The 11,397-nt window shown below is 71.6% G+C and carries 11 protein-coding genes; 6 read left to right on the forward strand and 5 right to left on the reverse strand.

The genetic code is table 11. The annotated features are described in order from the left end of the window. Nucleotides 1-209: 209 nt before the first annotated feature. The 5 genes from ACVHNB_RS06570 to ACVHNB_RS06590 are packed head-to-tail and all read left to right on the forward strand — an operon-like array spanning nt 210 to nt 5,701. A complete protein-coding gene (locus ACVHNB_RS06570; protein WP_456227597.1) occupies nt 210-2,903 on the forward strand; it encodes a nitrate- and nitrite sensing domain-containing protein in 2,694 nt (897 codons plus the stop codon). Next, nucleotides 2,900-3,391: a roadblock/LC7 domain-containing protein gene (locus ACVHNB_RS06575; RefSeq protein ID WP_428952335.1), complete on the forward strand. Its 492-nt coding sequence runs from the start codon at nt 2,900-2,902 to the stop codon at nt 3,389-3,391. The genes ACVHNB_RS06570 and ACVHNB_RS06575 overlap by 4 nt, the downstream gene beginning before the upstream one ends. Then, nucleotides 3,388-3,792, forward strand: a complete 405-nt coding sequence (locus tag ACVHNB_RS06580) for a DUF742 domain-containing protein (protein ID WP_324766390.1) — start codon at nt 3,388-3,390, stop codon at nt 3,790-3,792. The genes ACVHNB_RS06575 and ACVHNB_RS06580 overlap by 4 nt, the downstream gene beginning before the upstream one ends. After that, nucleotides 3,773-4,402: a GTP-binding protein gene (locus tag ACVHNB_RS06585; protein WP_428952334.1), complete on the forward strand. Its 630-nt coding sequence runs from the start codon at nt 3,773-3,775 to the stop codon at nt 4,400-4,402. The genes ACVHNB_RS06580 and ACVHNB_RS06585 overlap by 20 nt, the downstream gene beginning before the upstream one ends. Nucleotides 4,403-4,444: 42 nt before the next feature. Further along, nucleotides 4,445-5,701, forward strand: a complete 1,257-nt coding sequence (locus ACVHNB_RS06590; RefSeq protein ID WP_428952333.1) for a styrene monooxygenase/indole monooxygenase family protein — start codon at nt 4,445-4,447, stop codon at nt 5,699-5,701. Between the two features lie 67 nt (nt 5,702-5,768). On the opposite strand, the gene ACVHNB_RS06595 is transcribed toward ACVHNB_RS06590, so the two are convergent. From ACVHNB_RS06595 to ACVHNB_RS06615, 5 genes are all read right to left on the reverse strand, one after another. Then, the gene (locus ACVHNB_RS06595) at nt 5,769-6,377 is read right to left on the reverse strand and encodes a DUF4232 domain-containing protein (protein ID WP_456227598.1); all 609 of its coding nucleotides are present in this window, start codon (nt 6,375-6,377) and stop codon (nt 5,769-5,771) included. Between the two features lie 382 nt (nt 6,378-6,759). Beyond that, a complete protein-coding gene (locus ACVHNB_RS06600) occupies nt 6,760-7,896 on the reverse strand; it encodes an NlpC/P60 family protein (protein WP_456227599.1) in 1,137 nt (378 codons plus the stop codon). 196 nt (nt 7,897-8,092) lie between these two features. Beyond that, nucleotides 8,093-8,368 carry a hypothetical protein gene (locus ACVHNB_RS06605; RefSeq protein WP_428952330.1) on the reverse strand — a complete coding sequence of 92 codons (276 nt, stop codon included), beginning with the start codon at nt 8,366-8,368 and terminating at the stop codon, nt 8,093-8,095. Between the two features lie 10 nt (nt 8,369-8,378). Next, nucleotides 8,379-9,104, reverse strand: a complete 726-nt coding sequence (locus ACVHNB_RS06610; protein WP_428952329.1) for a TetR/AcrR family transcriptional regulator — start codon at nt 9,102-9,104, stop codon at nt 8,379-8,381. A gap of 110 nt (nt 9,105-9,214) precedes the next feature. After that, nucleotides 9,215-10,153, reverse strand: a complete 939-nt coding sequence (locus tag ACVHNB_RS06615; protein ID WP_428952328.1) for an AurF N-oxygenase family protein — start codon at nt 10,151-10,153, stop codon at nt 9,215-9,217. Nucleotides 10,154-10,277: 124 nt separating this feature from the next. Here ACVHNB_RS06615 and ACVHNB_RS06620 point away from each other — a divergent pair, with 124 nt between their 5' ends. Next, entirely contained in the window at nt 10,278-11,393 is a 1,116-nt protein-coding gene (locus ACVHNB_RS06620; RefSeq protein ID WP_456227600.1) for a ferritin-like domain-containing protein, read from the forward strand. The last annotated feature ends 4 nt before the right edge of the window (nt 11,394-11,397 follow it).

Raw genomic sequence — 11,397 nt, forward strand, 5'->3', positions numbered from 1 at the left:
GGAATGGTCAGGAGCCATCCCAGCAGGGCGCGTGTGTTGACGGACCGTCACCTGGGCCCATGCGTACGACGAGTCAGGAATGCGAGCACCAGGTGCGGAACACCTCCGGCGGTAACAAGGCCAGTGGGCTGGATGGGCCGGACGGTGCGGGTGGCTCGGAATCGACCACGCCCGGTGCGGGCGGTCCGGGGCCGGCTCCGGCCTCCGGCGTGCCCGACACCCCCGTCGCCGCTGCTCCCGTCCCTGCCGCTCCCGTCGCCCAGGGCAAGCGCGCCCGCGTACGGAACCGGCTGATCGTCGCCGTCGCCGTCGTGGCCGCCGCCATCGCGGGCGCCGGTGCCCCCGCCATCATGGCCGCGTCCGGCCAGGTCGGGGAGTCACAAGGACTCGTCGACGACGCCCAGCGGACACAGCGCGCGCTCGCGCTCTCGCACGCCCTCGCCGACGAGCGGGACGAGGTCACCGCCTTCATCGCCGCCGGACGCCCCAAAGGCCAAGGGCTGAGCGAGGCCCGCAGCGCCCGTGTCGACCGGCAGGTGGACGAGCTGCGCGTCGACGCCGGCGGCTCGCTGCGGCGCACCGTCGACGACGTCGCCGCCGTCCGCCGCGCCGCCCTCACCGGCAAGGGCTCCGCCCTGGACGCGCACACCGCGTACTCCAAGACCATCACCGAACTGCACCGGCTCGCCGAGGAACTGGCCGACGCGATGCCGCCCCGCGCGGGCTCCGGCGCGCACGCGCTCGCCGACCTGGACCGGGCCGTCGACCAGGCCTCCGCCGCGCGCGGCCTGCTGCTCGCCGCGTACTCCGTGCCGCGGTCGACGTCCGGCACGACCGTCATCGACCCCGTCACCGGGCTGCCGAAGACCGTCGTGAACGAGGACTCCGCCGACAGCAGGCAGCGCGACGCACTGACCGCCGCCGCCCAGCAGGCCCGCGTCCGCGAGCAGGCCGCCCTGGACGACTTCCGGGACTCCGCCCCGGCCGCGTCCGTCGCCTCGTTCGACTCCACCGTCACCGGGCCCGACGTCACGAAGGCCGACAAGTACGCGGTGCGGCTCACCGACGCCCCGACGCTCTCCGACGACGAGCTGGCCTACAACAAGAAGAGCGTCGACGCCGCCCTGACCGCCCGCGTCGACCTGATGCGCGGCGCCGAGTCCGCGCTCGGGGACCAGCGCGTCAAGCAGCTGGAGCAGCTGCGTGACGACGACGTCACCGGCCTCGAGATCCGGATCGCGCTGGTCGGCGTCTGTCTCCTCGCCGCCGTCGGCTTCGCCATGGGCACGGCCCGGTCGCTGACCCGGCCGCTCGCCGTGCTGCGGATCGGCTCCACCCGCGTCGCCGGGTCCCCGGCGACCGAGGAACCCGTCAAGTTCACCGGGCGCAACGACGAGTTCGCCCAGGTCGTCCGCTCCGTCAACGCCCTGCACGCGCACGCCGTGGCCCTGCACGAGCGGCAGGGCACCCTGGAGTCCGACCGCAAGCACCTCATCGGCGAGCGCCAGCGCATGGCCGACGACCGCGACGCGCTGCGCGCCGAACTCGCCGCCGCGACCGAGCAGCTGGAGCGGGCCAGGCACTCCATCCACGGCACGTTCGTCAACCTCGCCCTGCGCACCCTCGGACTCGTCGAGCGGCAGCTCGGCGTCATCGAGGGCCTGGAGGAGCGCGAGCAGGACCCCGAGCGCCTCGCCACCCTCTTCAAGCTCGACCACTTCGCCACCGTCATGCGACGCCACAGCGAGAACCTGCTGGTCCTCGCCGGCGCCGAGCACGGCCAGCAGCACGCCGGATCCGTGCCGCTCGTCGACGTGCTGCGCGCCGCCGTCTCCGAGATCGAGCGCTACGAGCGGGTCCGCATCGCCGCGCTGCCGCCGCACGCGCACATCGCCGGGTTCGCCGCCGACGACCTCAGCCACCTCGTGGCCGAACTCCTGGAGAACGCCACGTCGTTCTCGCCGCCGGACGCCGCCGTCGAGGTCTCCGCCTGGCTGCTGGAGAACGGCGAGGTCATGCTCTCCGTCCAGGACGAGGGCATCGGCGTGACCGAGGAGAAGATGGGCGAGCTGAACGCGCGGCTCTCCTCCTTCTCGGCCGACCAGGCCCACGACCCGGAGGACGCCGACGGGCTCGGGCTCGGCCTGTACGTCGTCGCGCGGCTCGCCGCGCGGCACGGGCTGCGGGTCCGCCTGCGCGAGCAGAAGCAGGGAGGTGTCGCGGCCGTCGTCGTGCTGCCCACCACACTGCTCGCCGCCGTGCCCGCCGTCGCCTCGCCGCCGGCCGTGCCGGTGCCGGGCGGGGCGCCCGCGGTGCACCTGCCGGGCTCCGAGGCCGAGGCCAACTCCAATGTGCTCAGCGGCCGTTCCGCCGACCCGGTGACGGCGCCGATACCGGCGCCGGACGCCGCGGACCCGCTCATCGAGGCCGCCGAACAGGCCGTCCGCGAGGCCGAGTCCGGCGCCGCGGCCCCGGCGGAGTCCGAGTCCGAGACCACGATGGAGCTCGTCGCCCCGCTGACGGCCGCCGTCCCCGAGCCGGACACCCACGAGCGCACCCCGGACGAGAGCCCCGCCGAACCCGCGGCCGAGGCGGAGACCACGCCCGCGCCCGCCGCCGAGGTCCCGCCGCAGCACACCCCCCAGCGGGAGCGGCTCACCGACAAGGGGCTGCCCAAGCGCACCCCGAAGGTGACCGCGCCCGCCGCCGCTCCCAAGCCGCGCACCGGCTCCGTCGACGCGGACAAGCTGCGCCGCAGGCTCGGCGGCTTCCACCGCGGCGCCCAGGAGGGCCGGCGCGACGTGGAGGCCGAGATCCAGGACGGTACGGCCACGACCAGGGCCGGAGCACAGGAACGTAGTGGAGAAGCCAAGGGGGACACAGCCGAGGAGGCAAGCAGTTGACTGCGCCCCACCCTGCACTCAACAACCCCGCGCTCAGCACCGAAGCACGCAATCTGCACTGGCTGCTGACCAATCTGGTCGAGGAGGTGCCAGGGCTCCTCTCCGTCGCGGTCGTCTCGTCCGACGGGCTGCTCCTGCTCTCCTCCGACCCGGGAAGGAACAGCGAGGCCCCCGTCGACCACAGCGGCGGCCCCAAGGGCTCCAGCGCCGACCTGGCCACCATCGTGTCCGGCGTCGGCAGCCTCACCATCGGCGCCGCCAAGCTGATGGACGGCGGAGGCGTCAAGCAGACCATGGTGGCCATGGAGGAGGGCAGCCTCTTCGTCATGTCCATCAGCGACGGCTCCCTGCTCGGCGTGCACGCCACCCCGGACTGCGACATGAGCGTCGTCGCGTACCACATGGCGCTCTTCGTCGGCCGTGCCGGGCACGTCCTGACGCCCGAACTCCGCAGCGAACTGCGCCAGTCGATGGAGAGCACCCGGTGACCAGTCCGAAACTTCCGGTACGCGGCGGCGACCGCAAACCCGCCCGCGTACGCCCCTACTCCCTGACCGGCGGCCGCACCCGCTTCGGGCACGTGCTGCTCGTCGAGACGTTCATCGCGAGCACGGCCGCCATCGAAGGGCCCGACGAGCGCCTCGAAATAGGCAAGGGCACCCTGGCGGGCGTCATGCCGGAGATGCGGGCCATCGTCGAGCTGTGCCGCCGCATGCGCACGGTCGCCGAGATCGCCGCGCTCCTCAAGATGCCCCTGGGCGTGGTCCGCGTCCTGCTGAGCGACCTCGCCGACCAGGGAAAGATCCGCGTGTACGGAACCGGTCACGGCCCGGGACAGCCGGACCGCGCGCTCCTGGAAAGGGTGCTGAGTGGACTCCGCCGTCTCTGAGCTCTTCGCCGGACTCCCCGGCGAGGAGGAGCAGCTGCAGCCCTGGCAGACGGACCGGACCAGGGCCCCCATCGCCACGAAGATCGTGGTGGCGGGCGGCTTCGGCGTCGGCAAGACGACCCTGGTCACCGCCGTCTCCGAGATCCAGCCCCTCCAGACGGAGGCGCTGATGACCCAGGCGAGCGAGGACACCGACGACCTCACCGCGACGCCCGGCAAGACGACCACGACCGTGGCCATGGACTTCGGCCGCATCACGCTCGACGACGACCTGGTCCTGTACCTGTTCGGCACGCCGGGCCAGCAGCGGTTCTGGTTCATGTGGGACGACCTGGTGCGCGGCGCGATCGGTGCCGTCGTCCTCGCCGACACCCGCCGCCTGTCGGACTGCTTCCCCGCCCTCGACTACTTCGAGAGCTGCGGACTGCCGTACGTCGTGGCCGTCAACCACTTCGACGGATCAGAGGAGTTCGAGGCTGCCGACGTGCGGGAGGCCCTCACGGTGCCGCCGCACGTACCCGTGCTGATCATGGACGCGCGCCGCCGGATATCGGCGATCGAGACGCTGCTCGCCCTGGTCGGTCACGCCCTGGACGCCACCCCCGAATAACTTCCCCTGTCCGTAAGCCAGTTATCAGTTAGAGGCAGTCGTATGTCGCGGAAGATACTCGTCGTCGGAGCCGGCCAGTCCGGTCTCCAGCTCGCCCTGGGCCTGCAGTCCCACGGCTACGAGGTCACCCTGATGTCCAACCGCACCGCCGACGAGGTCCGCTCCGGCCGGGTCATGTCGACGCAGTGCATGTTCCACACCGCGCTCCAGCACGAGCGCGACCTGCAGCTCAACTTCTGGGAGTCGCAGGCCCCGAAGATCGAGGGCCTCGGCGTCTCCGTCGCCGCCCCGGGCTCCTTCGACCCCGGCCCCTCGCAGCGCGCCATCGACTGGGTCGGCAAGCTCGACGGCTACGCCCAGTCCGTCGACCAGCGCGTGAAGATGGCCGGCTGGATGGAGACGTTCGCGCAGCGCGGCGGCCAGCTCGTGATCCACGGCGCCGCCGTCTCCGACCTGGACTACTTCTCGCGTACGTACGACCTCGTGCTGGTCTCCGCGGGCAAGGGCGAACTGGTCTCGATGTTCGGCCGCGACGCGTCCCGGTCGCCGTACAGCGAGCCGCAGCGGGCCCTCGCGGTCGCCTACGTGCACGGCCTGGGCGTCCGCCCCGAGCACCCGGACTTCGACGCGGTGCGCTGCAACCTCGTGCCCGGTGTCGGCGAGCTCTTCATCATGCCGACGCTGACGACGACGGGCCGCGCGGACATCCTCTTCTGGGAGGGCATCCCCGGCGGGCCGCTCGACGCGTTCAAGGGTGTCAAGGACCCCTCCGAGCACCTGGCGCTGACCCTGGAGCTGATGGAGAAGTTCACGCCCTGGGAGTACGCGCGCGCCACGAAGGTCGAACTGACCGACGCCAACGGCACGCTGGCCGGCCGCTACGCCCCCACCGTCCGCAACCCCGTCGGCCGGCTGCCCGGCGGCGGCGCGGTCCTGGGCGTCGCCGACGTGGTCGTCGCCAACGACCCGATCACCGGCCAGGGCTCCAACTCGGCGTCCAAGTGCGCGGCCGCGTACCTCGCCTCGATCGTCGAGCGCGGTGACCAGCCGTTCGACGAGGAGTGGATGCAGTCGACGTTCGACCGGTACTGGGACACCGCCCAGCACGTCACGAAGTGGACGAACACGATGCTCCAGGCCCCGCCTGAGCACGTCCTCAACCTGATCGGTGCCGCGGGCCAGCTCCAGCCGGCGGCCGACCGCTTCGCGAACGGCTTCAACGACCCGTCCGACTTCGAGAACTTCTTCTACGAGCCCGAGAAGACGGGCGCCTATCTGGCGTCGCTGACGGGAGCCTGACGACCGGGCCCGCCGTGGCGAGGAGTCGTCCCTCGCCGCGGCGGGCCGCCGGGTGCGAAGCGCTCGGTCACTGCTTGCCGGTGCCGACCGGGTCGACCGTCACGGAGCTGTCGGCCTTGTCCGAGACGGGCAGGTTGACGGCGACCGGCAGCGTCTTGGAGTGGGTCTCGTTGGGCGGCGTGACGACCATGCTGGTGAAGTTCACGCCGCTGCCGCCGCTGTCGTTGCGCGGGTAGTGCAGGGTGAACCGGGTCTCCTCGCCGTTCTTGAGGACGACCACAGGGGCGGCGAGGCCGCTGCGCCCGGCGCTGATCGAGCCGCCGCCGTTCGCGGCCTTCAGGTCGACGCCGGGAAAGCCCTTGAGGGAACAGGCGTCGCCGGTGTTCTTGAAGCTCACCATGAGGGTGCCCTCGCCCATGCCGTGAGCGGAGTCGAAGTCGAGGTTCGCCGTCTTGCAGGGGCCGGTGTTGATCTGACCGCCGCCGCTGCCCTCGTCGGCCTGCGAGCCGGTGGCGTCGTCGCCGGTGCTCGTGGCGTTAGCGCCGTCCGAGGACGAGGACGAGGCGGACGCGGAGTCGTTCGTGCCCGCGGCGGAATCCCCGCTGCCCTGGCAGGCGGTGAGCGAGAGGCCCGCCGTCAGGGCCAGGGCGGCGAGGGTGAGCTTGCGAGCGCGCATCGTTTCTTCCTTTGCGGTCGGTACCTGCTGCTCGGTACGAGCGAGCCTTGCTGACCATGAGGACCCCGCCCGGCCCCCGGGCCGTTCCGTCCGGCCGCCGCCTTGTACATGCCTGTTACATGCGATTGCGCGGGGTGGGTGGATCCCGGGCCGGCGGTGCGTCGCCGGAACCCGGCGAAGCACCCCGGCTCGTACCCCAGTTCGGCCCGTGACATGGGCCCGAGCGCCGCCCCCGCCCCGGCGGCGACGCCCGTCCGGCGCCCCGTTCCCCTGTTCCCGCCCGGACGTGGGCGGCTGTCGGACGCCGGGACAGTTCCGTGACGCGGCGGGCATTGCACTCGGCGGACCCGGTGGACTCACCTGTTCCGCATGCGGCCGGTGGTCACTCGTCCCCGGGCGCCCCGGCCGCGGCGTACCCGGTGTCGCCGCCGTCCAGGGCCCCGGCCGGCAGCTCCGGCGCCCGGTAACCGGTCATCGGGCCGGCCCCCGGATCCGGCCGCACCGCCCCGAGCAGCGGATTCGCGGCGATCGGCGACACCTTGACGCGGGCCCCGGGCCGCGGCGCCTGCACCACCATCCCGTCGCCCAGGTACATCGCGACATGCGTGGCCTTGGGGAAGTACACGACGAGGTCACCGGGCCGCAGCTCGGACAGCGGCACCCGCGGCAGCGTCGCCCACTGCTCCTGCGACGTCCGCGGAATCACCTGCCCCGCGTGCGCCCACGCCTGCGAGGTGAGCCCGGAGCAGTCGAAGGCCTTCGGCCCCTCCGCGCCCCACACGTACGGCTTCCCGATCTGCCGCACCGCGTACGACAGCGCCGCGTCCCCGGCCCTCGACGGCGACCGGCCGACCGAACTGAGCGCCCCCGACGCCATGAACGACCGCTGCGCCTTCGCCATCCCCGCGTCCTCCAGCCGCGCCAGCTCGGCCAGCTGGTCGGCGGTGAGCGAGGCGAGCAGCTCCTCGACGTCCTTCAGCCGCTTCTGCACGGCGTCCCGGTCCTTCTTCTGCCGCTCGGCAAGCCCCATCTGACGGTCGAGCGCGGCCCGCGCCTCGGTGGCCAGCCCGTCCGCCTTCTTCTCGTCGCCCACCAGCCGGTCGACGGTGGCCTCCTGCTTCTTGGCGGCCCGCAGGATCACCCGCCCCTGGTCGAGCGCGTGCTCGGGGTCGCGGGCCAGCAGCAGTCGCACGTACGGGGAGATCTCGCTGCGCCCCTGGTACTGCTCCCGCGCGAGGCGCCCCGCCGCCACCCGGCTGCTGTGCAGCGAGCCGCGCGCCGTGGCCAGCTTCTTGGCGAGGGCCTCGGCCTCCTTGCGGCGCTCCTTCAGTTCCTCTTCGGTGGCGTTGTACGTCTCGGTGGCCTCCTCGGCCTCCTGGTACAGCGCCTGAAGATCCGTCAGCAGCTCGGCCACGGACTTCTCCCCGCCCGGCTCCGGCACCGCGTCGGCCGGCCCCGGCGCCAGCAGCACCCCCGCGACGGCCGCCGTGCACACCCACCGCACCAGCCTGACTGACACCTCATCACCTCCGGCGCCGGGCAGCGTTTGTGCCCCGCACCGTGTACATCAACAGACCGGCATCCGGTCCACGCGGCAGGCTGCGCGGTTCGGCGCAACTCCACCACTCCTCCGGAGGTCCCCCGGCGAGCCTTCTTTACGGCCCCACCACGAGGGGTGCTTCACCTGGTCGGCGAACCCGATCGCGGAGCCGCCTTCACGCCCCGCCGTCACGCCTCTTCGACCACGGCCACCGCACGGCCCGTTCCACCTTCCCGTCGGGCACGAACGCGTACCGCCACTTCTGCAGCCGGACGGCCTTCGTGCCGGGGACGGGTTCGCGTACGTACACGAGCACGGTGCCGGGCTCGCCGTCCGGGCCCGGCACCGGCACCTTGTACACCTTGGGCGGATTGCCGGTGGCGGTCACCAGGACGGGCAGCGTCCGTCCGTCCAGGGGGCCGCCGACAAAGGGGATGTCTTCGCTCTTCACGTCACCAGTGTCACAACAGATGCGCCGCGTCACTCACCACGGGCAGCACGCGCCGCGCGAGCTCGCCCACCGGGCCGTCCGGTGTCTCCAGGGCGAGGGCGTCGCGGACGACCTCGGCCGTCTGAGGGTCTCGGCCCGCCGTCGCCGTGAGGACCGCCATGAACTGGTCGACCAAGCCGTCCCGCAGCTCGTCCAGCGGCGGCTGCTTGTCCTCGTCGAGCCAGATCAGGGAGGCCGCCTCGACCGCGGTGATCCACATGCGGACCGTCATGCGCAGCCGCGGGCCGGGTTCGGCCACCGGCAGATGGCTGAGGATGTGGTCGGCGGCGGCCCGGCGCACCCCGTCCACGATCGCCGTCGTGCGGGAGGTCTCCACGACGCTGCCGCCCTGCAGCAGCGCCGCGAAGCCCATGTCGTGCCCGTCGACGAAGCCCAGGTAGCGGTCGAGCGCGCGGGTCAGGCGGGAGGTGAGCGGACCCTCGGGAGGCTCCGCGAAGCACTGCTCCAGCACGTCGGCCGCGGAGCGGAGCGCGGCCTCGTACAACTGCTGCTTGCCGCCCGGGAAGTAGCGGTAGACGAGCGGCCGCGAGACGCCCGCGGCCTCCGCCACGTCGTCGAGCGAGACCTCTTCGGGGGCGCGGTGCGCGAACAGGGACAGCGCCGCTTCGAGGAGCTGGGCGCGCCGTTCCTCGACGCTGAGCCTTCTGTAGGCGGGCGTGCCGGTCGCGGAGGTCATGCTTGGCAGCGTAACCGGCTCCTTCCGGGTGTCGTCCAGGCTGTGCCCCGCCAGGACGGCGGAGCCCACCGCGCCGGGGACCGCATCCCCGGGCGGCGCCCGCCCGGCTGTCAGGCCAGCAGCCCCGACGACCGCCACAGCTGCCGCCCCACGCCCCGCAGCACCCCGATGTCGTCCAGGAAGTCCGTGAGCCGCTTCGCCCCGGTCTGCATGATCTCGCGGCGGTGGCCGCTCGCCTTGACCTGGGCCATGGCCTCCTTCTTGTCGAGGCCGACGTTCGTATAGACCTCGGGGTTGATGAAGGCGACCGAGAAGACGCGGGCGAACTCGCCGGACGTGAGGCGCGTGAACTCCTGCGACCAGCGCGGCGCCGTCACCATCTGACGCCGCAACTCCTCACGCGCGTACCGGACATGGCGGGCCTCCTCGACCACGTGGATGCGCGTCACGCCACGCACCAGGGGCTGGACGCGCTCGTCCGGGAAGGTGAGACGCTGCATCCAGTCGAGGATCTCCTCGCCGAGCAGCGTCGCCGTGAAGGAACCCGGCGTCGTGGAGATCGTCTTGAAGAGACGGCCGAGATGGTGGTGGACGCGGGCCACCGGGTAGTGCGGCGTCTCGCCGCGCGTGATGAGCCGCGCGAACATCTTGGAGTGCCGGCACTCGTCCTCGATCTCGGTGAGGGCGTACCGGACGTGCGCGCTCGTCGCCGCCTTGTCGTAGACGTGCCGCACGAGCAGCTGCATCAGGATCAGCTCGAACCAGATGCCGAGCGAGGCGAGTGCCGCCGCCTCGTGCCGGGACAGGTCGATCCGCTGTTCCTCGCTCATCCTCTTCCACAGCGGGGTGCCGTACAGCGACACCAGCTCCGGCGGCCAGAACCACTTGCCGTCCTCGAACGGCGCGTCCCAGTCCAGTTCCTTGTCCGGGTCGAAGGAGTGCTTGGCGGAAGAGTCGAGCAGCCGCTCGGCCACCTGCTCCCGGTCCTTGAGCAGACCGAGCGCGTCACGCAGCCCTTCCAGCGCTTCGGCTTCCGTCATGGTCGTCATGGCACGTCCCGCTTCCGTGAGGGTTACCGGCGGTCACTTTTATGAGACTGCTTGTCAGCAAGGGCGTCAATCCCTTGCGCACGACTTGTTGACCCCGCGTCTACCACCGTGTGAGCCTGCCGGTATGTCGACGCATGAGCTGTACACCAGGGCGCCAGAAGAGCCCAACTGGTCGGTACCGTCGGCCAGTTCGGCCCGCTTCAGCTGGGATTACGACGACGGGCGCGACCGTCTGCTCGCCCTCTACCAAAAGGGCAAGGACAAGCAGTGGGACGGCGCCAAACGCATCGACTGGGACCTGGAGGTCGACCCGTACGACCCTCTCGGCACCCCGGACGAGGCGATGTCCCTGTACGGCACGCCCCACTGGGCGAAGATGACCGAGAAGGACAAGGGCGAGCTGCGCAAGCACTACGCCTCCTGGCAGTTCAGCCAGTTCCTGCACGGCGAGCAGGGCGCGATGGTGTGCGCGGCGCGCATCGTCGAGTCCGTGCCCGACCTCGACGCCAAGTTCTACTCGGCGACCCAGACCATGGACGAGGCGCGGCACGCGGAGATCTACGGCCGCTTCCTCCACGAGAAGATCGGGATGCTCTACCCGATCAACGACAACCTCCAGGCCCTGCTCGGCGACACGCTCCGTGACTCCCGCTGGGACATGCCGTACCTGGGCATGCAAGTCCTCATCGAGGGGCTGGCGCTGGCGGCGTTCGGCATGATCCGCGACACCACCGACAAGCCGCTGCCCAAGCAGATCCTCGCCTACGTGATGCAGGACGAGGCCCGCCACGTCGCCTTCGGGCGGATGGCGCTGCGCGACTACTACAAGCAGCTCACCGACGCCGAACTGCGCGAGCGCGAGGAGTTCGTCATCGAGGGCTGCTACCTGATGCGCGACCGGCTGCGCGGGGTGGAGGTCCTGGAGGACTTCGGTATTCCGAAGGCGCAGGCCGACGAGTACACCGAGCAGTCCGAATTCCTCGCGCTGTTCCGGCAGTTGCTGTTCTCGCGGATCGTGCCCTGCGTCAAGGACATCGGCCTGTGGGGCAAGCGCCTCCAACAGGCCTACGTCGACCTGGGGGTCTTCGAGATGGGCGACTCGAACCTGGACCTGCTCATGGCGCAGGACGAGGAGATCGCCGAGAAGCTGGACGCGGAGCGGTTCGCCGCCGAGGAGCACGACCGGGTCGCGGAGGTGGACGCGGCGATCAGCGCGGGATCGGAGGGCGCGGCGACGTAAGGAC

It is taken from the genome of Streptomyces sp. YJ-C3 (assembly GCF_053891275.1).

Excerpts from the sequence above, each read along its gene's own strand:
- ACVHNB_RS06590 (WP_428952333.1), top strand. The coding sequence starts at position 4,445 with ATGTCGCGGAAGATACTCGTCGTCGGAGCCGGCCAGTCCGGTCTCCAG.
- ACVHNB_RS06595 (WP_456227598.1), bottom strand. The coding sequence starts at position 6,377 with ATGCGCGCTCGCAAGCTCACCCTCGCCGCCCTGGCCCTGACGGCGGGC.
- ACVHNB_RS06610 (WP_428952329.1), bottom strand. The coding sequence starts at position 9,104 with ATGACCTCCGCGACCGGCACGCCCGCCTACAGAAGGCTCAGCGTCGAG.
- ACVHNB_RS06615 (WP_428952328.1), bottom strand. The coding sequence starts at position 10,153 with ATGACGACCATGACGGAAGCCGAAGCGCTGGAAGGGCTGCGTGACGCG.
- ACVHNB_RS06620 (WP_456227600.1), top strand. The coding sequence starts at position 10,278 with ATGTCGACGCATGAGCTGTACACCAGGGCGCCAGAAGAGCCCAACTGG.